The following is a 21446-nucleotide window of genomic DNA, read 5'->3' on the forward strand; positions in this document are numbered from 1 at the left end:
CTCTAATCCCGGTTGGAAGCGCACGCCTCCCCGACTGCCCCCCGATCGTTCCCGGGGACGTGCCGTTCTCACCATCACTTCTACCGTTCATCACCCACAACCCGACAGGACCATATGCAAGTTTCTCGCGAACAACGGATGCTGGACCAGTATCTCCAGGAGATCGGGAAAATCGACCTTCTCGAGCCGGAGGAGGAGGTCGAGCTGGCACGACGCATTGAGGATGATGACGAAGAGGCTCTTCACAAGCTCTGTCGCGCCAACCTGCGATTCGTCGTCTCGGTCGCGAAGAAGTATCAGGGACAGGGCCTGTCGCTGGCCGACCTCATCAACGAGGGCAACTACGGCCTCATCAAGGCCGCTAAACGGTTCGACGAGACCCGTGGCTTCAAGTTTATCTCCTACGCCGTCTGGTGGATTCGGCAGGCCATCCTGCAGGCCCTTGCGGAGCAGAGCCGCGTAGTGCGTCTGCCTCTCAACCGCATCGGCACCATCTCGAAGATCCGGAAGGCCAGTGCCCGCCTGCAGCAGGATCTCGACCGCAAGCCCAATATCGAAGAGCTGGCCGAGGAGCTTGAGATCGATGTCCAGAAGGTGCGCGAGGCAATGAAGCACACCAGTCGCCACCTGTCGATGGACGCGCCGTTCAACGAGGAGGACGACAACAGCCTCCTCGACGTACTGCCGGACGAGGACAATGACTCTCCGGACGAGGAGATGCTCTCCGAATCGGTCAAGATCGACATCGAGCGCGCCCTCAGCGCCCTGCACGACCGGGAGGCCGAGATCACGCGCCTCTACTTCGGCATCGGGCGCGAGCACCCGCTTACCCTTGAGGAGATCGGCAAGCGCTTCGACCTCACGCGGGAGCGCGTCCGCCAGATTAAGGAGAAGGCCCTTCGGAAGCTCCGCCAGCGTCACAACCGTCAAGACCTTCAGCCTCACACTGATTAGTACCGATACGGCCCCTCCTCCCGATTCATCCCTGCGATGAACGATCCGGGCGCGTCCCGACTTCTGTCGGGGTGCGCCCGTTTTCGTTGGGGGCTGCCGGACCCGATCGAGCCACCCGTGTCATCCATGTCGCTTCTGCCGTTTCGCCCTTCCTGCTCCCTTCAGGCCACGGTCCAGAACCGGGTGGTCTTCGGGTACGAGGTGTCCCCTGATCAGGTGACCCCCTTTCTGCCCGAGAAGCTCGTGCCGGTTGAGCGGAACGGGACGGCATGCGTCAGCCTCGTGGGGGGGGAGCTGACGAGAATGCGGGTGTTCGGGGTTGTGTCCCTTGGACTTCGGCGGGTGCCCACGGTCGAACTGCAGGTGCACGTGCATCCGGCGGGTGCCCCCGAGAAGGAGGGGACGTGGACGGTGCAGGCACATACGCCGCGGCGTCTCGTGGCGTGGGGGGCTCAGGCGCTCTACGGTGAGCGGGTGGAGATAACGTCCATGCAGCCCATTCGGCGAGAACCAGCCGACCATGTGGAGGTGACCTACCGCTTCGATTGGAAGGGACGCGAGCAGCGAGTCCGGGCGCGGGGGGAGCCCTCTCCTGTGACACCCTCCCCCAACGCTCATGCCCATTCCCTGCTCGGCCCCAACTGGCGATTCAGCACCGCACGGGATGGCACGCTACTGCGAACCTACATCGACCGCTCGGCAGTGCCCATCTGCCGTGTACAGGAGCATCACGTCACCATGCAGTGGTCAGCCGCCTACGGGGAAATCGGAGAACTCCTCCAAGACCAGTCCCCGTTCCATGTCCTTCTCTCTCTCAGATCGCCCGTGGCCCTGCACTGGCCCGCACGGACGTAACGCACGGCCTCTGTGGTTGCATTTTGCCCCCGCCGTTAATACACTCTTTACCCGAAGGGCAAATGTCTTCTTGATACGTGTCCATTCTTCCTGATCGTTTTTGATCACCCTTCCGTCTCCGATCCCGGCGGAAGATGCTGGAAGCCCTTTTTCGCGAAGTGTGTTCTTCGTACTGGGCGGGTGACTGCCCTTCCGTTCGCCGCTGGCCTCGTCTCCCCCTGCCTCCATTCATGCTTCTTCCTCGTCTCCGTGCCCTCTATCTGACCCTCGCCATGTTTGTGGTCGCCGGACTATGGGCCCCGTCTCTCGTGCAGGCTCAGGGGTTCGGGGTCTACGAGCAGGGCTCATGCGCAATGGCTCGGGCGGGCGCCACCGTGGCGAACGGCTGCGGCGACGGGTCGTCGATCTACTTCAACCCGGCGAACGTAGCCGGTGCCGAGGGCGTGACCGCCTCAGTAGGGGCCACCCTCATCGACGCGAACGGGGAGTTTACGTACGACTACACGGTCCGTGCTCCGTACACGGGCACGGAGGTCTCCCTTCAAAATGACCCGATCCCTGTTCCGCACGGCTACGTCACGTACGGGCTTTCCGAACGGGCTGGGGTTGGGGTCGGCCTGTACGTCCCATACGGCCTGGAGACGAACTGGCCCACACAGCTGTCGGACGGCACCTACTTCGACGGCGCCTTCGAAGGGTCCAGAAGTCGCATTCAGAATATTTACGTGCAGCCGACCACTGCCTACCAGATTACTCCGAGGCTACGCGTGGGATCCGGGCCCATCTTCGCCATTTCAGTGGTCGAGCTCAACCAGCTCCTGGATCTATCACAGCAGTCGACCCCCGACGGACCTACGTTCGGTCAACTGGGCATTCCCTTCCACACGGCCTTTGCTCGGGTGGAACTCGAAAGCAGCAACGAGCTCGGGATTGGCGCCAATTTCGGACTCTCGTACCAGGCCACAGACCGGATCTCCATCGGCGCCCGCTTCACAACGCCCATCACGGTGTCGTACGAGGGCACCGCGGAGTTTGAGCAGATCCAGACCGAGCTGACAGTTCCCGCTGATATTGTCCGAGACGGAGAAGTAGTAATCCCAGCAGGAAAGGATATTGATGACATCGTAGGACCGCAATTTCAGCCTGGTCAGCAATCTGAAAACGATCAAGACCGTCTCACAGAGCAACGCGTTGAAACAGAAATCACCTTTCCCCTCCAGCTCGTCGGGGGCCTCAGCGTCCAGGCCACCGGGAGACTGTTGCTGCTCGCCGACTACCAGTTCACCGGTTGGTCCTCCTTCGACGAGATCGCACTCGACTTCGAGAATCTGGGCGAGCGCGTCCGGGAAGAGAACTACGATGACACGCACGCCCTCCGCCTCGGCGCGGAGTACGACGTTCTCGAACAGTTGACGGCCCGCCTCGGCTACCTCTACAACACCGCCGCCGCCCCGGACGAGACGGTGACCCCGCTGCTCCCAGAGTCGAACCGCAACCAATTCACCGTAGGAATCGGCTGGCGCCCCACGGACACGATAGAGTTGAACGCGTCCTACCAGCTCCTCCAGCAGAACGACCGGCGGGGGCGGGTCCGCGGCACGCTGCCCGGTGAGTCTCTCTCGACGGACCTCAACCAGGGCCTTTATGGCTTCGGCGCCAACCTCTTCGGCACGACCCTCACACTCCACCTCTGAGACTATCATGAAGCGCCCCTCTCTCCCCCGCGTGCTCTCCGCCGGGGCCATCCTGCTTCTCGTCTTCACTGCCCCCCTGCTCACGGGGTGTGATGACGAGTCGCTGACCGCGCCGGAGATTCAGACTAACCTGTTCAACAGCTACGTGGCTCTCGGCAATAGTCTTACGGCTGGCTTCCAGTCTAGCGGCATCAACGAGAACACCCAGCGGGATTCCTATGCCTTCCTTCTCTCAGAGCAGATGGGAACGCAGTTCACCCTTCCTGTGCTTTCGAATCCTGGATGTCCTCCGCCTCTGTCTCAGGTTCTTCCTCCTCAACGCATCTCCGACGAACCCTGTGCATTCCGGGCTCAGCCGTCCTCTCCCACGATTAACAACGTGGCCGTCCCGGGCGCAGCAACAATTGACGTTCTCAGCAACCGCCGCTCGCTCGCTGATCCCAGTGCCCTCACGCAGTTCATTCTCGGAGGAAAAACCCAGATCGAAGCCGCCAAGCAGGCCAATCCGACCTTCGCTACCGTATGGATTGGCAACAACGATGTCCTAGACGGCGCAGTAATGGGCGATACTACTCTCGTGACTTCTGTAGACTCGTTTGAGACCCGTTACACGCAGTTGGTGAATCAACTTGAGTCAATCAACACCTTAGAAGGAGCCGTCTTTCTCGGAGTGGCGGACGTGACCCTCATCCCTCACTTCTCACGTGGGGCCGCTTACCGACAGGCAATCGGTGTCGGGCAGAGTGCGGGAGTGCTGCCCCCGAATCTAGAAGTTACGTCCTGCGCCCCCTCGGAGTCTGGCACCGTCCTCATTCCCTTCCAGCACGGTGCAGCCCTGGTAGAAACCGCCCTTGGCCTGCGAGAGCGACTCGGAAGTCTGGCCCCGACTATCACGATTGATTGCTCCGAAGACCGAACTGTGGAGGAAGCCATCCGACAGAACGTTCCCGATGACCTCGAAGACACAGTCGTAAGTCAGATCGACGAAGACGTCCGACCAGTCTCTTTTCTCACTCCTCCTGAAATCTCATTCCTGCAGGACCGCGTTGCAACCTTCAACGAGCAGGTAATCCGGGAGAAGGTCAACGACGACTACGGGTACGTGAACCCAAATACTCTCTTCCAGAGCAACATCGAGCAGATTCCGGTCTTCCCGGAGCTGTTCGAGAATCCCGAGACTCCTTGGGGCACCGATCAGCCGTTCGGACCGCTGTTCAGCCTCGATGGCATTCACCCGAGTACAACTACCCATCACCTAGTCGCCAACGCTCTCATCGACGAGATTAACAACACCTACGACGACGCCCAGCTCTCCCCCGTGTCCACGCCGTAGCAAAGTTTAGGGGTTTGCCGAGACGGTATCCCGATCCATCGTGGTCGTGTCGGCCTGCATCGTATCGGGATTCGTCGTCTCAACAGTATCCGCATCTACCTGTGGGGCCACGATGGTGTCGGACGACGGGACGGTGGCCGGCACCCGCGTCGACGTGGTGTCTGTCGCGCTCGTGTCGGCGGCCTCAATCACGATGGACCCGTTCTGGGTGCGCAGCTCGACGGTGGGCCCGCCCTCACCCATCTGGGCGTCGTAGCGCGCCCCAGCGTTGACCGGGGCGAACCGCTCGGCGGTGAAGGCCAGGCCCTGCGTCCGGATGGTGCCCACGTCGGTTTGGGCGTCGACCTGTGCCGCGGCGTCGGCCGGAAGGCGGAGGTGGATGTCGCCATTGGCCGTCTTCAACAACAGGCCCCCGTCCGCCGGAACGCGCTGGACGTCCACCTGCAGATCGCCGTTGCGGATTGTCGCCTCGACGGGCGCGGCCGCCTGCTGGACACTCACGTCCCCATGTCGGTGATCGATGGTCAAGCCCCCCTCCACCCCGTCGATACGAACGGACCCACTTAACCGATCGATGCGAAGAGCGGACGCGCGAGGGACCCGTCCCTGGATGTCCACGGCCGCGTAGTCGTTCTCCTCGGCCTCTAAGGTGTACGTGTACTCGGCCTCCGTGCCGCTTTCGGTAATCGAGATGCCGTCCAGCACCGACCGGCCGGCCGGCCGCGACTCTCCCCGCCCCCGCCGCACGAACGAGAGGTCCGCAGTTGACCGGTCGGCGCCCGTTACGTGCACCGAGCCCCGCAGCCCCTCGAGGACGAGGGGGCGTCCGGTGGGGGCCACGGCCCGGGCCACCGTGTCGACCACCTCTACATTTCCGAGCCGCAACACGCCGTCACTCGTCCGGGCCACGTCCGACTCTTCTGAGCGCTGGCAGGCCCCTCCTACCGCCGCCAGCCCGAGGATGCCGAAGATAACGAAGATCTGCGAGAGCCGACACATGGCGCTGAGGGGGGACGTGAGAGTTCGAGCGAAGGATGGGGTCAGTGGAGCTCGATGTTTTGGATGAACCGACGGGCGGCAAAGTAGGACCCGAGCCACCCGAGCAGAACGCCCCCCCCGACGAGGCCGCCAAAGAACAGAAGCTCCATGTAGAGCGACGGGGGCGCCCGATCAATCTGCTGAAAAAACAGCCGGTAGAGCCCCCACACAACGCCCCCGGCAATGGCTCCTCCGGCGAACCCTTGCGTAATCCCCTCGACGAGGAAGGGACGCCGCACGAAGCGGTCCGTGGCCCCTACCAGCTTCATCGTTCGGATGAGCAGCCGCCGGGCATAGATGGTGAGCCGAATCGTGTTGGCCACGAGGAAAATGGCCGCGAGCACGACAATGCCCCCCAGCGACAGCCCAATGGCGTTGATGAGTTGCCGGTTCTGCGCCACCCGCGTGAGCAGGTCCCGGTTGAGCACGACCTCTTCCGCCCCTCGCCACTCGTTGATGACGTCCGCGGCACGGGCCATGCTGTCCGGGTGGGCGTGGCTCGGAGCCATTTCGATCTTGATCGAGGCAGGAAGAAAGGTTGGGTCCTCGAAGGCGGAGGCTCCTTCCCCGAACTCCTCCCGGAAAATCCTAGCGGCCTCTTCGTGGGAGATAAACTCGGTTTGCGCCACCCCCGGCCTCGTCTGAACGCGGGCGTGGAGGGCCTCCTGGACGTCTTTCGTCGCGTCCTGCTCGATGAACACCTCCATCTGGCTGGCCTGCTCACGCAACATTTCCGACACGACCGAGGCCTCGTACCCCACAATGCCGAATACGCCCACTAGCACCAGGGCCACCGCAATGGCACTCGTAGACGCCACGGCCGAGAACGTGGCGCGTCGAAGGTTGGCAAAGCCTTCCCGGATGAAGTACGGCAGCACGGCGGGAGGGGTGGATTGCGTAGGAGAATAGCCGTAGAAGCAACCTACGAAGACCGGGCCGGAAAGAACAAGCGGGGGCTCCCCAACACGTTGGGGACCGGACTCCGGACTGTCCCACTCCGATCTCCGCATCCGGCGCCGGGAGGGGGCCTACCGCTCAGCCCCTTCAGGATACGTCGCCCCGCGGGGGTAGGAACCGAGCACCTGAAGAGCCATCGTGATTTCTCGGAGGTGGTCCAGCGCCCGTGCCACGGCCTCGTCCTCCACGTCCCCGTGCACGTCGAGGTAAAACCGGTAGCGGCCCGGCTGCCCCACCAGGGGGCGGCTTTCAATCTTAGCCAGGTCCAATTCGCGGAGCGCAAAGACAGCGAGGCTCTTGAAGAGGGCCCCCGGCACGTTGTCCTGCAGGACGAACGTGACGGATGTCTTCGGCGCGCCGGAGCCCACCGGGGACGCATCCGTGTCCTCCGGGGCGAGCACGAGAAAGCGGGTGAAGTTTTGTTCGTTGTCCTGGAGTCCCTCGGCGAGGACCTCGAGCCCATACCGCTCGGCGGCCCGTCGGGAGGCCACCGCCGCCGTCGTCGGGTCCCGAGTCTCCGCCACGACCCGGGCCGCCCCGGCCGTATCCGGCGTGGCCTCGGGCGTCGCGCCCGGAACGTGGGTACGAAGCCAGTCTCGGCACTGCCCGAGTGCCTGCTGATGGGACCGTACGACCTCCAGCCCGTCGATCGTCGCCTCCCGCGGCGCCATGAGGCAGTGGTGAATGCGCAACTGGAGCTCTCCGATGATCGTGACGGCGTGCGTGCGGAGGTGATCGTAGTTGACGCGCACGCTGCCAAACACCGCGTTTTCGATGGGGATCACCGCACGGCCCACCGCGTCTCTCTCGACCGCCTCAAAGACGTCCTCGAACGTGGCGGACGGGTGCACCTCTGCGTCGTCGAAGACGCACCGGACGGCTTCCTCGCTGAAGGCACCAGGCTCTCCCTGGAAGGCGACGTGATGGGCCATCGTCGTACGAACCGCTGCGGGTGGAGACGTGAGACCGGAGAGAAATGAATCGGCAGTCCCACGCTCGCAACGGCCCTGCGTTCCGTTCCATACGGGATAAAAGAAAACGCCTGACCGGACCCCATGTGGCCCGACCAGGCGTCACGATGCGCTTCTCGTCCAGCGGTGCGGGCGATCTTGTCACTGCCCTACGCCAGACCTCCGCCAGCGGGAGAGAACAAAGGGCGCCGGAGACGTGCGCTACTTGATCTCAATCTGACGGCGCGTGCTCTTCTCCGTCTTTGGGACATTGATTGTCAGCACCCCCTCATCGTAGGTGGCCTCCACACGCTCCGGATCCACCGCGTTGGGCAGGGTGAACGTCCGGTGGAAGTTGCCGAAGGCGCGCTCCACGCGCACATACTCTTCGCCTTCCTCCTGGCGCTCACTGGAGCGCTCGCCGCTGACAGTCAGCGTGTTGTTCTGGAGATTGATGGCAATGTCGTCCTTCGTCATCCCGGGCACGTCGAGGCGGATGCGGAACGCGTCGTCCGTCTCCGACAGGTCCGTTCGGGGAGCCCAGACGGTCGACGTATCGTCGTCGCTTCCCCGACCGAAGAACTGGTCGAAGATGCTGTCCACTTCACGCTGGAGGTCGCGAACTGCGCGGTTCGGGGTGCGGCGTGTGAGCTGTGTCATGGTTGATCACCTCTGTGCGGATTGGATTCGGTAGTCTCACGAACATGTCAACCACAGGGCGTCACGCAACGCCCCGTTGCTTACCAGTGCATCCACGCAGCGCCTCAAGACGTGTACCAGCCGGCGTCCCCGCCGTTGCCGACCGAAATTTCGACAAGCCGTCCCTGTCGTCGTGACAGTCGCCTGTAGATGTGACGGTCCCGCAACGCGTTCTGCGCTCTCTACCGCGGGGCCACGTCAATCACGACAGGGAGGTGATCGGACGCCGTTGGCGTATCACCCGCCCGAAGCCCGTGGGCCGATCGTACGTCGGCCGGCAATGCCGGGGTGTGCAGCACGAACTCGTGGACGACCTCCAGCACGCTGTCGGTGACAAACGCATAGTCGAGCCGCCCCGGCGGAAACGAACTGCCGGGTGCGATCCAGGTGGTGTGCAGGGGCGTCGCCGCCTGGCGCGGGTTGGTGTCGAGCAGAGGCGATCCGTCCCAGTCCGGCGCCGCCGCCGATCCGTAACGGCCGGTATTCATGATTTCTCCGGTGCGCAGCGTCCGCGGCTGCTGGGCGTCCCCGACGAAGTTCATGTCCCCGAGCACCACAATCGGGGTCTCCGGCGGGACGTCGAACGGCCCCTCCCCCTGCTTCACCTCTCGGAGGAACGCCACCACGCCGTCCACGACCCGTTGCCGCTGTGCGTTGCGGGAGGGCTCGCCATCGTCGGGGCCGTAGTTGCAGCAGGGCGGGTGCATGTTGACCACCAGAAGATCCGTCCCCAGAGCATCGTCCGCGTCGAGCAGGAAGGCGCCACTTACGTTGTTCTCGTACCCTGGAATGGTGTGGGTGTCAAGAATGGGGTATCGGCTGCCGAGGACGAGATCCTGGCCCTCCTTGGCCCATTCCCATCCACTTGGCAGCCCGAGCGCCTCGTTGGCGACCGTCGCCACCTGGTCGGCGGTCTGGTCGTAGACCTCTTGGAACGCAACAACCCCCGGATCGGTGGCGCCGAAGATGCGGCGGAAGCTCGGCTGGCGATCGTCCAGAAAGATCGCGCTCCGTCCACGGTCAAAGTCGTTGACCGAATTGTACGAGAGCATCCGGAGGGCCGAGGCGTTCGGCTTGTCGATGGACGGCGCGTCGAGGGGCGTGTCGGCGTCCGAAAGGACGTATCCGAGCCCGCCGTCGGCGTCCGGCAGCCGGTCCGCGTCGGTCGACAGTCCCACCCGGAGACTGTCCCCCAAGAACAGGGACCCGTCGTCAGTGGGGGTCGCCGACCGGTCGAAGGCCACCTCGAACGTCTCGGACGTTACTGTAGGCAGGGACGTGAACCCGAGGGCCGCGTGCGTCACCTCTTTCGCGTCTCCGTTCCGAACCACCCGCCTGGACCGCTCGCCGAACGTCCAGACGAGCTCCGCCCCCATCCCCAACGCCTGCTGCCCCGTACCGGGGTTGTTGTCCGTATCGAGATAGAGCGTCAGGTCGTTGCCTTCTTGAAGGTTGACAGCCTCCCCGAGCTCAAGACGGAGGAAAAGATGGTCGTCATCGTGGGCGACCGATACACGTTCGAGGTCGACGCCCTCTTCGTCGTCGGGCGCATCGGTGTAACGGACCGGAAGCTCCGCCCAATCGTCATAGTCTCCGTCCACGTAGATGCGCGCCGGGTGCGAGGCGTACCCGTCCACCGGCGCGGCTGTCGGGGTGGTGTCCTCCGGCGGCGACTCGGCGCCCCCTTCACCGGCGGTTCTGTTCAGCCCCCCACATCCCCCGACGACGAAAAGAAACAACAGAGCAAAAGAAAGCAGCAGACGCCTGGACATTGGAAATGGGGACGTTTTGGATGGACCACGCGGGAGAGGGAGGCGCTATATTGCGTGCTTCAGGAGAGGTTCAGGGGACGAAAACGCACAGAACCGCGGTCGCCCCAATCGTCGTGCTTTTTCATATCCGTCGTCACGAAACGAATGCAGACCCTCTGGCTCGCCCGCCACGCCAACCGCCAGGATTTTGCGGACCCGGACTGGGCGGCGACGGCCGACTGGCCCGATGACCCCGGCCTGTCGCCGGACGGCGTCCAGCAGGCCAAGCGACTGGGCCGCCGCGTCGATGCCCTCAACGTCGACCGGATCATCGCGTCTCCGTACCTCCGCACCGTGCAGACGGCCCATCACATCGCCGAGACGACCGGCCACGATGTTCTTCTGGAACCGGGGTTGGGAGAATGGGTCAACGACGACTGGTTCGACGGCCTTCCGGACACGCGCCCTCCTGCTGCACTTGCCGATCAGTTCGGGTCGGTGCGCCCATTCTCAGGGCCCCCTTGCCGAGAGCCCACCTATCCAGAGTCGAGGCACCGGGCCCTCGCCCGCCTTGGGGCCACCGGAACGTGCCTCGCCGACCGGCACGCCGACGAAACGCTGCTCCTCGTGGGCCACGGCATCACGGTGCAGGGCGTCCTGCACGGCCTGCTGGGCGCGGACGTGCCCGATCCGGGGTGCCCCCTCGCCAGCCTCACAAAGGCCGAGCGGCGAGACGACACCTGGAGCATTTTCCTCCGGAACGATACGACCCACCTCGAGGATGGCACCCGCGCCCCCGACCGACTTGCCTAGTTCAGCGAGAGGTGTGGCTCCGAGACCGCACACGACCTCTACGTACGAAACACCCGGCTTTTCAGGAGCCCCCGGACAGGGCGATGCGCGTCCAGAGGTCCAGAGTCGGCCGTTCGGGGGCCGGGACTGAGGGCTGCTGCCTTTGCCGTCGCTGGCGCCCGCGTCGCCGCCCCCGCGGAGAACGCCGCCGTCCCCCGCGTCCCGTCACCGACGGAATGCCCTGTGAGGACGGCGTCACGAGATCGGTCTCGTCCGGGTCTGGGGTCTGGAGCCCAACCGCGACGGTGCCGCTCGGTCGCGAGTGCAGGCCGTGTGCCCAGCGGTCGCCCGTCGTCGCCGATCGGGACGGGGACACGGGCACGGCCACTTCGTAGATAAGCGATCCGGTGTCGAGCGTGGCCTGTGCCTTCAGGGCCGACGACAGGCCCGCAGGCATTCGGTAGCGGACCGTGTCGTTTCGAATGACGGCAAGGTCCGACGGAAACAGGTCCTCAAGGGGCGATGCCTCTCGCGGCGCGTCGCTCCCGGCCGCCCCGCCCCTTGTCCCCGCTCCGGCCTGCTGGGCCCGACGCCCGAGCGGATACCGCACCCCGTAGGTGTGCTGCTCTTCGCCCGCCGGGTCGACCCACACGATGAGCCCGTTCTCGGCCACGGACCGGATGAGATCACGGTCCGGAATCACGATGGCCAGGTATAGCAGACTGTCGGTCGGCGCGGCGCTCATGGACACGGAGCGGCCGTCCACTCGGGTGAGCGTCCCGCCCCACTCCGAAAGCGCCCCATCGACGGCCGGAGCCTGGGACAACGAGTGTGACTGCAGCGTGGTCGGGCTACTGCAGGCCCCCACGGAGAGACTCGCGAGAACCATCAGGGCGAAGCCGAACCAAACTCTGTACATAGACGAGTTTCTTCGATGCGAAAGAGGCGGTTCTCATTTCTGCGCCACGCTTTTTGCCGTCCGAGTACGAAAAGTATCTACACCGACCGCGAATTGCCAACCGGCGGGGGCGATCTGAGCGAGGCGCTGCGTCTTTTTGCCCCAGGCTCCCCCAACAGACCTCATCGGCGAAAGTGCCTCGTATCCGTCCGGTCGGCCCGTCGCGTGGGCGGAAAAAGCAAGGAGAACGCGTCACATACCTCGATGCAGCGTTCCCAACATCGCGCCAGCCCCAAACAATATTCTTTGTATTACATTTAAAACAAATAATCTCAACTTGTAACAGACAAGGGGTACAGTGCCGTCGTGTCGGTGAGATGACGTGTGTACAAACCGCTCACATCCAATACAGTGTTCTCGCGTCGCCATGCTATATTCTCGGACTTTGAGTTGGACTGTACTTCTTCTCTTCTTGGTCTCGTGTGCCTCCGCCCAGCCCACGACCAATTCTTCGCCATCTTCTTCGGCTCCGCACGCGGCTTTTGATAGTGATAGTACCGATGCTGAAGCCCCGGCCCCCGAAGAGACGCCGTGGGACCGTACCGAAGCGTACGTGAACGACCACGCAGGGGACTATGTCGGCACGACTGAGGGATGGACGAGTCCGTTCGGGCAGGAGTCTGCCGTATACCGGGCGGCGCCGCCGCTCCGCTACAACCGCGTCGAGGGGCTTGTGCTGGGCCTTCGACGCAGCCCGCTCTCGCTCCGCGACCCGGACGACACGGCGCGCATTTACGGCCAACTCGGCTATGCCTTTGCGTTGGGGGACCTGCGGTATACGATCGGGGTCGAGTCGAAACTGATTCGCGACGAGGAGACGGGACTGAAGATCGGGATGTCCTACGAGGAGCAGACCCTGACGCCCGACCGCTGGAAGACATCGTACGCGGAAAATTCGCTCGGCGGCGTCGGGCTCGGGTACGACTTCTTCGACTACTACGAGGGCGAGGGGCTCTCCGTCTACGCGGTCCAGGCCCTCCCCTCTACATTCCAGTTAACCGCCGGATTTCGGGCCGAAGCGCACCGTCCGCTCTCGCAAAATACCAACTGGTCCCTCTTTGACGCGGCCACGTTCCGCCCGAACCCCGCGGCCGAAGCGGGCCGCCTGCACGCCGGCATGGTTAGCCTCGAGGGCGGGCGGATCAAAGACCGCGACGGCCTTCCCACGGGCATGGCCTTCCGGGCGACGGCGACTATCGGGACGGCCTTCGGCGGCGACTTCCGGGCCAATCGCTACGAGGTGGACGGACGTGCCTTTCTCCCACTCTCGGCCGACACGCGCCTCGGGCTTCGTCTCCGCGGGGGATACGCGACGAACGACGCCCCGCCCCAGCAGCAGTTCACGCTTGGCGGCATCGGGTCCGTCCGGAGCTACGACCAAAACGCGCTCCGTGGCACCCGCATGCTGCTGGGCAACGTCGAGTACATCATCGACGGTGCCACGCTGGACGACGATTTCCTCGACGACCTCTTCCTCGTAGGGCTGTTCGACGCCGGGTGGGTGGGGCAGCCCGGCACGCGGACCCGCACAGTCGATGTGCTGCCGTCCGCCGGGGTCGGAATCGGTCTGGACGAGCGGGAAGTGCGCCTGGACGTATCCTGGCCGCTCCGAACCGTGCCCGAGACGGGCTCTCGCCCCTCGATTTGGCTCCGGATCACCCCGAACTTTTAGGGCGGGCCGTGCGCCGGCCTGGGCCCCTGGCCTACGCGGTCCCCGTCGAGCCGAAGCCGCCGGGCCCCCGCACGGTCTCTTCGAGGGCCTCCCGGTGTACCCATTCCACACGGGCGTGGCGGGCCACCACGAGCTGCGCAATGCGCATGCCCCGCTCAATCGAAAATTGCTCGGCGCCGTGGTTGATGAGAAGCACCTTTACCTCTCCGCGGTAGTCCGCGTCGATGGTGCCCGGGCTGTTCAGGACGGTCACCCCATGGTCGTGAGCCAGTCCGCTTCGCGGTCGGACCTGGCCCTCGTGCCCGTCCGGCAGCGCGATTTGCAGGCCCGTATCCACGAGGGTCCGGGCGCCCGGATCCAGCGGCACCGGGGCGTCCGCCGGAACCGCCGCCCGCAGGTCCATGCCCGCACTCGCGGATGTTTCGTAGCTCGGGAGGTCGAGGCCCTCGGCGTGGGGCAGGCGCGTGATGGAAACGTCAATCATCGCAGCGTTCAGCGGAAAAAGGGAGGAGGATACGCAGGCAAACGGGCCCCGCCCGCTCAGTCGTTACTCGACGTCGCCCATGAGCCGCCGTACGGGCGGCGCGGCAAGCAGGGCGACCAGGCCACCACCGCCAATGATGAGGGCCACCGTCGTAAACAGTCCGGATGGGTCGAGGGTCTCAAGCCGGCCCGCAATGAGCCCGGCAAACAGGTTGCCCAGGGCCGTAGAGACGAACCAGACGCCCATCATCTGGCCCACGCGGTTCTCCGGCGCGAGCTTCGTCATCGACGACAGGCCAACTGGGGAGAGGGCCAGCTCGCCGCAGGTGTGCAGAAAGTACGTCACCACCAGCCAGTGGGCACCCACCGGATTCTCGGCGGTCGCCTGCGACGCCCCCCAGGCGATCACGAAGAAGCCCGCGGCCAAGCCAAGGAGCCCAAGCCCAAACTTGACGGGGATGGAGGGGTTGGCGTCGCGGTTGGCGAGCCACGTCCAGAACGACCCGAAGACGGGCGCGAGGAGGACAATAAACGTCGGGTTGATGTTCTGCAGCATGCTGGCCGGCATGGTCCACCCGCCCGCAATCTGGTAGGCCAGGTAGCCCAGGAAGCCGACCACGAGGGTGCCGAGCAGGGCCACGCCCGCCCGTCCCACCCACCAGAGGTTGTCGCGTCGAAACATGCGGTAGCCGACGTACGCCGCCGGCAGGCCAATCAGGACGATGGCCGCCATGAGGGCCGAGGTCTGTGAGAGCGCAAACGGGCCAAAGTCACGGGCCGTGAGGTCCCGGGCAAACAGGTTAAGCGAGGATCCCGCCTGTTCGAATCCGGACCAGAAGAGGGCCGACAGGAGAAACAGCCAGTAGATAACGAGGTACCGCCGTCGCTTCAGTGACACGTCGTATTGCGGAGCTGCGAGGCGGGCAATGCTCACCAGCACAAAGAACAGGACCGTTGCGCCCACCCCGATTTGGGAGGCCAGCGCCGCCCCGTCCACGAACTGATTCGTCACGAGGCTGGCCACGACGAAGAAGGCGGTCATTGCCCCCACACCCACCCACTCGAGCGTAAGGTAGGCAAAGAAGAGGAGCGTGACGAGAATGATGCCGATCCCCACCGCCTCGGCCACCTGGGTGAGCGTGATGCTAATCACCCCGGACGTGGCCAGAAACCCAAACGCCACGATCAGGGCCGTCACCAGCGCCGTAAGGAGGTAGAAATTGCGACTCTTCTGTTGCACGGCCTCCTCGTCGTCCGCGTCGAGCAGCCCAGCCTCCCCAAGGTTGGGCGACCCCAGCCTGTAGGAAATGAGCCCCACCAGCATGCCGAACCCCGCCAGCGAGAAGCCCCAGTGCCAGCTGTAGTTCTCCCCCAACCACCCGCAGAGCGTCGGGCCCAGGATGGCCCCGAAGTTGATCCCCATGTAGAAGACCGAGAAGCCCGCATCGCGCCGGGCCCCGCCCTCCGGGTACAGGTCCCCGACCATCGTGCTAATGTTGGGCTTCAGGAGGCCCGTGCCCACGACGATCAGAAACAGCCCAAGGTAGAAGAAGGACGCGTCCGGGAGGCCCAGCGCCGGCATCGCCAGGCTGAAGTGCCCCGCGGCGATGATGCAGCCGCCCACGAAGACCGACCGCCGCTGGCCCCAAATGTTGTCCGCCACCCAGCCGCCGGGCAGGGCCAACAGGTAGACGAAGGCCGTATACAGGCCGTAGACCGCCGTTGCCTTTTCGGTGCCGAAGCCGAGCCCCGGGTTTGTCGCCGCCGCGCCGGCCGGGGCCGTCATGAACAGGACGAGGAGCGCCCGCAGTCCGTAGTAGCTGAACCGCTCCCACAGCTCCGTGAAGAAGAGCGTGGCGAGGCCACGCGGGTGCCCGAAAAAATCCCGCCGATCGGCCACGGCCGCGGCCTCTCCTGCGGATGGCGCTCGAGCACCTCCATTCTGCATCGACTCATCGGATGAGGGACCGCTGGCTGCCATCTGTGGCCTGGAATCAATCGGAAAGACGCGTTGAGGATGAGGATACTGTTTGGTGGAGCTCTTACAGAATCCTCATGAACGCTGGGAATATAGCGGACACCCGTTGCTCTGTCTAATTCTATGTCTAAATTCACGGTGAGGACGAACCGGGGGTTGACTCTGCCGTTCGGGGTGACGGTCTTGAGTTACCTGTTCCTCCTCCACCTCTCTCACTCGAACATCCGCGCCCATCATGGAACGTTCTTCCCGCGCCGATCTCATTTCGGAGGACCCCCACCCCGCCCGCACCCACACCTGCGGCGACCTCCGCGCCGACGACAACGGCGAAGCGGTCGTCCTCAAGGGATGGGTCGACACCCGGCGCGACCACGGCGGGCTGGTGTTCGTGGACCTGCGCGACCGCTACGGCCTCACCCAGGTCGTCTTTTCGCCACAGGACAACCAGACGGCCTACGAGGTGGCCGGACAGCTGCGCCGGGAGGACGTGATCAGTGTACAGGGGACCGTCCGCCCGCGGGGCGACGAAGCCGCCAACCCCGACCTCCCGACTGGGGCCATCGAGGTTAGCGCCGATGACCTGGCGGTGCTTAATACCTCCGAGACGCCGCCCTTCGTCGTGAGTGCCCACGAGGAGCGGCAGATGAATACGAATGAGGACCTGCGGCTCGAGCACCGCTACCTGGACCTCCGACGGCCGGACCTGCAGGAAAACATCGAGCTGCGCCACCGGCTCTACCAGACGACCCACCGCTACTTCGACGACCACGACTTCCTGGAGGTGGAAACCCCGGTGCTCATGAAGTCCACCCCGGAGGGCGCACGCGACTTTCTCGTCCCCAGCCGCCTCCATCCGGGCCGCTTCTACGCGCTGCCACAGTCGCCGCAGACCTACAAGCAACTGCTCATGGTGGGCGGGCTCGACCGCTACGTCCAGATCGTGAAGTGCTTCCGCGACGAGGACCTGCGGGCCGACCGGCAGCCGGAGTTTACGCAGATCGACGTGGAGATGACGTTCGCCACCGAGGAGCAGGTCTATGAACTCACGGAAGGGCTCATGGCCGACCTCTGGGACACCCTGGAGGACACTCGACTGGAGACGCCCTTCCCCCGCATGACCTACGACGAGGCGCTGCGCACCTACGGCACCGACAAGCCGGACCTGCGCTTCGACCTGAAGCTGCACGACGTGAGCGACTGCTTCGCCGGAAGCGGCTTCCGCGTCTTCGAATCGATCGTGGACAGCGGCGGGCACATCGTGGCCCTTCGGGTGCCGGGCGAGGGCGACCGGGGGCGCGCCGCGATGGACCGGCTGGAGGAGCATGTGACCGATGAGATCGGTGCCGCCGGTCTCATCTACTTCCAGCTGCCGTCCGACGGCTCCGGGATCGAGCAGAACCTGAGCAGCGACGCCCTGCCCCACGAGTACGGACGGGCCGCCGCCGAGCAGGTGGGCGCGGAGGCGGGCGACTTAATTCTCACCCTGGCCGGCGATGCGCCCACCGTATACGAGCAGGCCGGCGACCTCCGCCTTTACATGGGCGAGGAGCTCGGCCTGCGCCCGCCCGCCGACGAGGGCGAGGACGCGTTCCTCTGGGTCACCGACTTTCCACTGATGGAGCACGACGAGGAGGCCGGACGGCCCGTCTCGATGCACCACCCCTTCACGGCGCCTCACCCCGACGACCTCGACGCTCTCGCCGACGACCCCACGCAGGTGCAGGCACGGGCCTACGACCTCGTGCTCAACGGCAACGAGATCGGCGGCGGCTCCATCCGCATCCACAACCACGAGACGCAGATGAAGGTCTTCGACGTCCTCGGGATCGACGAGGAGGAGGCCCAGGACCGATTCGGGTTCTTGCTCGACGCCCTCCGTTACGGCGCGCCGCCGCACGGGGGCATTGCACTTGGGCTCGACCGCCTCGTCATGCTGCTGGCCGGGGCCGATTCACTCCGCGACGTCATCGCCTTCCCCAAGACCCAGAGTGGCAAGGAGCCGATGGTGAAGTCGCCCGACTGGGTCGACCCCGAGCAGCTGGAAACCCTGGCCCTCCGTCTCGACCTGCCCCCCGACGTGGAGCCGCCCGCCCGGATCGCCCAACGCAAGCGTCTGGCGTCGTAGCAGGCCTGCATGCGTACACTGGAAAATTCCTGAGGCGTATCCTCACGGAGTTCCTCCCTCCCCTTTGTCGCTCCGAGCTCGATTTGGAGCCCAAAATCCGTGTGCCCGGATGGGCTCCAGACTGAGGTCTAGGCGATGCCTCCCCCCACGCACTTGTGCCGGTCCAGCAGGATTGTGCCATGCCCGAGTCGGTTTTGCCCCCCCTGAACCTCCAAGCCCTTCGTCCGGCGGTCCGTGCGTGCCTTGACTGGGGGGCATGGGCGCAGTGCATCGAGAGCAACGGGATCACGATCGAGCGGCCCCGTGCAACCGCCCACCCCGACCATCCGTCCATCGTCTATCCGATCGACTACGGCTACGTCAACGGCACGCGGGGCGGCGACGGGGACGCGCTCGACGTGTTCGTGGGCCACAGCACGACCGGCCTCGTTGGGGCCATCCTGACGACCGACTACCAGCAGCGGGACCGGGAGGCCAATCTGCTCTACGACTGTACGCCTACCGAGGTCTACACGGCCCATGGCTTCATGAACTACGACCGCACCCTGTTGGAGGGGGTGCTCGTGCTGCGTCATGAGATGCGGGCGCTCTGGGATGCGGTCGACTGACCGGCTTCAACCTCAGTGCAGCGACCGTGGACGGGGCTCATGTCCCCCTACCCCCGCCGGATCGTCACCGTGGCCCCGACGCGTGCGGCGAGCGCCCGCAACTGGGACGTCGTCACGCCAATGTAGATCGTGTCAACGCCGGTGCATTCCGGGTGCTCGTCGGAGCGCGTTCGGTTCGTCGAGCCGCCGGCGTGGTCCGTGCCGCGGTGTCCGTTGACCATCATGAGCGTCTCGACGGCGTCTTCCCCGTCCACCGCCCGGATAATCTCGGCGCGGGAGGCCTTCAGGGCCTGGGAGTAGATGTAGGCGGAGCCACAGATGATGCCCCCAAATCGCTTCAAGCGGCCCGGCGGGCCCGACGACCGGTCCGCAGGGTCATCTGCAGATTCGTAATGCATCCTGTTTTGTCTTCGCGGTACTTGTTCTAAACACATCAGCAGTGGACGGAGCCGGCACGGCGGGCGTTTTCGGCGGTCCTCCTCCGGCGAAGGCGTCCGATTCATGACGGCTCCCACGCCCTAAAATGCAAGCAGGTCTTCCACCTTCGGCCGCAGCCGCGCCTTCGCCGAGAAGATCTCATCTTCCAGCGGCTTGGCGTTGGGCACCGGGAGGTCCTCGGCCGCCACCCGCGTGATGGGAGCGTCGAGCAGCTCAAACCCGATCTCCCCCAGCTCCGCGGCCAGCTCCGCCCCGAAGCCCGCCGTGCGGCTTGCCTCGTGCAGCACGAGCAGCCGGTTCGTCTTGTCCAGGGACTGCCGCACCGTCTCACGGTCCCAGGGGACGAGCGTGCGCAGGTCCACCACCTCCAGGTCCGCCCCGTTCGCCTCGGCCTGATGCTCCGCCTCCGCCAGCGCCCAGTGCACGCCGACGCCGTAGGTAACGATTGTCGCGTCGTTTCCTGTTCGTGCAACCCGGGCCTCCCCGAACGGCAGCGTGTACTCTTCCGTCGGCACCTCGCCGCGGATGGACCGGTAGAGCTTCTTGTGCTCAAAGAAGAGGACCGGGTTGGGGTCGGCCAGGGCGGTGCGAAGGAGCCCTTTCACGTCGTGGGGGGTGGCGGGCACCACGACCTTGAGGCCCGGTGTGTGGGCGAACCAGGCCTCCCGCGACTGGGAGTGGAACGGCCCGGCCCCGATGCCGCCGCCGAAGGGCGCACGAATTGTCACGTTGACCGGCTGTCCCCACCGGTAGTGCGTCGTCGCCAGGTTGTTGACGGTCTGGTTGAAGCCGCACGAGATGAAGTCGGCGTACTGCATCTCCACGACCGCCGGGAGGTCGTCGATCGCCAGCCCCATCCCGGCCCCGAGGGCCCCGTCCTCGATGATGGGGGTGTTGCGGACGCGCTCGTCGCCAAACTCGTCGACGAAGCCGTCGGTCACCTTGAAGGCCCCGCCGTACTCGGCAATGTCCTGCCCCATCACGATTATCTCGTCGTCGTCCTGCATCGCCGCCCAGAGGCCGTCCTGAATGGCGTCGATGAGGCGCGTCTCCTCCGTCTCAACGTCGGGCGACGGCGGGTCGGGATCGGGCGACGGGGCAAAGACCGCGTTGCGCTCCGCCTCCGGGGTGCTGGTTACCTCTGGCCGGTCGAGGGCCCACTCCGCCAGCTCGTCGACCGTGGATTCGAGCTCGGCCCGGATGTCCTTGATCTCGTCGGCTCCGAGCAGCCCTTCCTCCCGAACCCGATCAGCAAAGCGGTCGATTGGGTCCTTCTCTTTCCACTCCTCGATGAGCTCGTCCGGGACGTACGCGGTGCCGGAGGCCTCCTCGTGGCCCCGCACGCGGAACGTCTTCATTTCCAGCAGCACCGGGCCCTCAGCGCGGGCGTGTGATCGCGCCTCCCGGACCGCGTCGATGACCTCGAACACGTCGTTGCCGTCCACGACCCTCCCCGGCATGTCGTAGCCGGCGGCCGCGTCGGCAATGTCGTCGGGCGCCACCGCCTCGTCGGTGGGCGTCGAGAGGCCGTAGCCGTTGTTCTCCACCAGGAAGAGAACCGGCAGGTCCCACACCGACGCGAGGTTGAGCGCCTCGTGAAAGTCGCCCTCGCGGGTGCCGCCATCGCCGCAGAACGCGCAGGCGACCCGGTCCGCATCCCGGTACCGGAAGGCCTGCCCCAGCCCGCACGCCACCGGCAGCATGGCGGCCATGTGCGAGATCATGCCCACGAGGTTCTTCTCGGGCAGCCCGAAATGGAAGGTGCGGTCTCGGCCGTTCGTAAAGCCCCCCTTCTTTCCCATCAACTGGCAAAAAAGGCGCTCCCGGTCGACATCGCGCGTGGTCCACACGCCCAAGTTGCGGTGCATGGGCAGGATGTAGTCTCGGTCGTCCAGCGCCCACGTGGTGCCCGCGGCGACGGCCTCCTGTCCGTACCCGCTGAACCACTTTGCGATGCGCCCCTGCCGGATGAGCGTCAGCATCTTCTCTTCGATGACGCGGGGCTCTAGGAGCGCTCGGTAGAGCGCCTCGGCATCAAGGTCAGGAACCGTGTCGACGGGCGAATCTGGGGAAGGCATGAGGCTCAGAGTTCAGTGGAGAGAGCGCAATCGCAGAAGCAGGACGACGGCGAGACGCATGGGTGCGGTGGCTTGCCCCCTAG

The 21446-nt window shown here is 65.1% G+C and carries 18 protein-coding genes; 8 read left to right on the forward strand and 10 right to left on the reverse strand.

From position 1 onward, the window contains the following. Positions 1-114: 114 nt before the first annotated feature. The 4 genes from OJB03_RS11225 (at position 115) to OJB03_RS11240 (ending at position 4836) form a co-directional block, all read left to right on the forward strand. Positions 115-954, forward strand: a complete 840-nt coding sequence (locus OJB03_RS11225) for a sigma-70 family RNA polymerase sigma factor (protein ID WP_263787486.1) — start codon at positions 115-117, stop codon at positions 952-954. 126 nt (positions 955-1080) lie between these two features. Further along, entirely contained in the window at positions 1081-1809 is a 729-nt protein-coding gene (locus OJB03_RS11230; protein WP_263787488.1) for a DUF2071 domain-containing protein, read from the forward strand. Positions 1810-2039: 230 nt separating this feature from the next. Continuing rightward, positions 2040-3503 carry an OmpP1/FadL family transporter gene (locus tag OJB03_RS11235; RefSeq protein WP_263787490.1) on the forward strand — a complete coding sequence of 488 codons (1464 nt, stop codon included), beginning with the start codon at positions 2040-2042 and terminating at the stop codon, positions 3501-3503. 7 nt (positions 3504-3510) lie between these two features. Next, entirely contained in the window at positions 3511-4836 is a 1326-nt protein-coding gene (locus OJB03_RS11240; protein ID WP_263787492.1) for an SGNH/GDSL hydrolase family protein, read from the forward strand. Positions 4837-4842: 6 nt separating this feature from the next. On the opposite strand, the gene OJB03_RS11245 is transcribed toward OJB03_RS11240, so the two are convergent. From OJB03_RS11245 to OJB03_RS11265, 5 genes are all read right to left on the reverse strand, one after another. After that, positions 4843-5835 (reverse strand): DUF4097 family beta strand repeat-containing protein, encoded by a 993-nt coding sequence (locus OJB03_RS11245; RefSeq protein ID WP_263787495.1) that lies wholly within the window; start codon positions 5833-5835, stop codon positions 4843-4845. Between the two features lie 41 nt (positions 5836-5876). After that, complete coding sequence (locus OJB03_RS11250; protein ID WP_263787497.1) at positions 5877-6752, reverse strand: cell division protein FtsX; 876 nt, start codon at positions 6750-6752, stop codon at positions 5877-5879. A 150-nt stretch (positions 6753-6902) separates the two neighbouring features. Continuing rightward, positions 6903-7763, reverse strand: coding sequence for a prephenate dehydratase (pheA, locus tag OJB03_RS11255; protein ID WP_263787499.1), 861 nt, complete (start codon positions 7761-7763; stop codon positions 6903-6905). A 240-nt stretch (positions 7764-8003) separates the two neighbouring features. Further along, the gene (locus tag OJB03_RS11260) at positions 8004-8441 is read right to left on the reverse strand and encodes an Hsp20/alpha crystallin family protein (protein WP_263787501.1); all 438 of its coding nucleotides are present in this window, start codon (positions 8439-8441) and stop codon (positions 8004-8006) included. A 221-nt stretch (positions 8442-8662) separates the two neighbouring features. Beyond that, positions 8663-10252 carry an endonuclease/exonuclease/phosphatase family protein gene (locus tag OJB03_RS11265; RefSeq protein WP_263787502.1) on the reverse strand — a complete coding sequence of 530 codons (1590 nt, stop codon included), beginning with the start codon at positions 10250-10252 and terminating at the stop codon, positions 8663-8665. Positions 10253-10396: 144 nt separating this feature from the next. Here OJB03_RS11265 and OJB03_RS11270 point away from each other — a divergent pair, with 144 nt between their 5' ends. Further along, positions 10397-11044 (forward strand): histidine phosphatase family protein, encoded by a 648-nt coding sequence (locus tag OJB03_RS11270; protein ID WP_263787504.1) that lies wholly within the window; start codon positions 10397-10399, stop codon positions 11042-11044. Between the two features lie 61 nt (positions 11045-11105). Here OJB03_RS11270 and OJB03_RS11275 read toward each other — a convergent pair whose 3' ends face one another. Beyond that, complete coding sequence (locus OJB03_RS11275; protein ID WP_263787506.1) at positions 11106-11942, reverse strand: hypothetical protein; 837 nt, start codon at positions 11940-11942, stop codon at positions 11106-11108. Positions 11943-12534: 592 nt separating this feature from the next. On the opposite strand from OJB03_RS11275, the gene OJB03_RS11280 reads away from it, so the two are divergent. Beyond that, the gene (locus OJB03_RS11280) at positions 12535-13653 is read left to right on the forward strand and encodes a BamA/TamA family outer membrane protein (RefSeq protein WP_263787508.1); all 1119 of its coding nucleotides are present in this window, start codon (positions 12535-12537) and stop codon (positions 13651-13653) included. Positions 13654-13684: 31 nt separating this feature from the next. On the opposite strand, the gene dut is transcribed toward OJB03_RS11280, so the two are convergent. Together dut and OJB03_RS11290 are read right to left on the reverse strand one after the other, a co-directional pair. Next, entirely contained in the window at positions 13685-14137 is a 453-nt protein-coding gene (dut, locus tag OJB03_RS11285) for a dUTP diphosphatase (RefSeq protein WP_263787510.1), read from the reverse strand. A gap of 63 nt (positions 14138-14200) precedes the next feature. Further along, positions 14201-16117 carry a peptide MFS transporter gene (locus OJB03_RS11290; RefSeq protein WP_263787512.1) on the reverse strand — a complete coding sequence of 639 codons (1917 nt, stop codon included), beginning with the start codon at positions 16115-16117 and terminating at the stop codon, positions 14201-14203. Between the two features lie 232 nt (positions 16118-16349). Between OJB03_RS11290 and aspS the strand changes: the two genes are divergently transcribed. Beyond that, positions 16350-18239 (forward strand): aspartate--tRNA ligase, encoded by a 1890-nt coding sequence (aspS, locus tag OJB03_RS11295; protein ID WP_263787514.1) that lies wholly within the window; start codon positions 16350-16352, stop codon positions 18237-18239. A gap of 179 nt (positions 18240-18418) precedes the next feature. Then, positions 18419-18847 carry an inorganic diphosphatase gene (locus OJB03_RS11300; RefSeq protein WP_263787516.1) on the forward strand — a complete coding sequence of 143 codons (429 nt, stop codon included), beginning with the start codon at positions 18419-18421 and terminating at the stop codon, positions 18845-18847. Between the two features lie 47 nt (positions 18848-18894). Here the strand turns inward: OJB03_RS11300 and OJB03_RS11305 are convergent, their stop codons facing one another. Together OJB03_RS11305 and OJB03_RS11310 are read right to left on the reverse strand one after the other, a co-directional pair. After that, on the reverse strand, positions 18895-19245 hold the full coding sequence (locus OJB03_RS11305) for a hypothetical protein (protein WP_263787518.1): 351 nt from the start codon (positions 19243-19245) through the stop codon (positions 18895-18897). 120 nt (positions 19246-19365) lie between these two features. Next, entirely contained in the window at positions 19366-21363 is a 1998-nt protein-coding gene (locus tag OJB03_RS11310) for an alpha-ketoacid dehydrogenase subunit alpha/beta (protein ID WP_263787519.1), read from the reverse strand. Positions 21364-21446: the final 83 nt, after the last annotated feature.

This window comes from Salinibacter grassmerensis, assembly GCF_947077765.1.
Taxonomy (GTDB): domain Bacteria; phylum Bacteroidota; class Rhodothermia; order Rhodothermales; family Salinibacteraceae; genus Salinibacter; species Salinibacter grassmerensis.

Bases quoted from the DNA above. Each gene is read 5' to 3' on its own strand.
- OJB03_RS11245 (WP_263787495.1), bottom strand. From the start codon at position 5,835: ATGTGTCGGCTCTCGCAGATCTTCGTTATCTTCGGCATCCTCGGGCTG.
- OJB03_RS11225 (WP_263787486.1), top strand. From the start codon at position 115: ATGCAAGTTTCTCGCGAACAACGGATGCTGGACCAGTATCTCCAGGAG.
- OJB03_RS11235 (WP_263787490.1), top strand. From the start codon at position 2,040: ATGCTTCTTCCTCGTCTCCGTGCCCTCTATCTGACCCTCGCCATGTTT.
- OJB03_RS11230 (WP_263787488.1), top strand. From the start codon at position 1,081: ATGTCGCTTCTGCCGTTTCGCCCTTCCTGCTCCCTTCAGGCCACGGTC.
- OJB03_RS11300 (WP_263787516.1), top strand. From the start codon at position 18,419: ATGCCCGAGTCGGTTTTGCCCCCCCTGAACCTCCAAGCCCTTCGTCCG.
- dut (WP_263787510.1), bottom strand. From the start codon at position 14,137: ATGATTGACGTTTCCATCACGCGCCTGCCCCACGCCGAGGGCCTCGAC.
- OJB03_RS11305 (WP_263787518.1), bottom strand. From the start codon at position 19,245: ATGCATTACGAATCTGCAGATGACCCTGCGGACCGGTCGTCGGGCCCG.
- pheA (WP_263787499.1), bottom strand. From the start codon at position 7,763: ATGGCCCATCACGTCGCCTTCCAGGGAGAGCCTGGTGCCTTCAGCGAG.
- OJB03_RS11260 (WP_263787501.1), bottom strand. From the start codon at position 8,441: ATGACACAGCTCACACGCCGCACCCCGAACCGCGCAGTTCGCGACCTC.
- OJB03_RS11270 (WP_263787504.1), top strand. From the start codon at position 10,397: ATGCAGACCCTCTGGCTCGCCCGCCACGCCAACCGCCAGGATTTTGCG.
- OJB03_RS11310 (WP_263787519.1), bottom strand. From the start codon at position 21,363: ATGCCTTCCCCAGATTCGCCCGTCGACACGGTTCCTGACCTTGATGCC.
- OJB03_RS11290 (WP_263787512.1), bottom strand. From the start codon at position 16,117: ATGGCAGCCAGCGGTCCCTCATCCGATGAGTCGATGCAGAATGGAGGT.
- OJB03_RS11240 (WP_263787492.1), top strand. From the start codon at position 3,511: ATGAAGCGCCCCTCTCTCCCCCGCGTGCTCTCCGCCGGGGCCATCCTG.
- aspS (WP_263787514.1), top strand. From the start codon at position 16,350: ATGGAACGTTCTTCCCGCGCCGATCTCATTTCGGAGGACCCCCACCCC.
- OJB03_RS11275 (WP_263787506.1), bottom strand. From the start codon at position 11,942: ATGTACAGAGTTTGGTTCGGCTTCGCCCTGATGGTTCTCGCGAGTCTC.
- OJB03_RS11265 (WP_263787502.1), bottom strand. From the start codon at position 10,252: ATGTCCAGGCGTCTGCTGCTTTCTTTTGCTCTGTTGTTTCTTTTCGTC.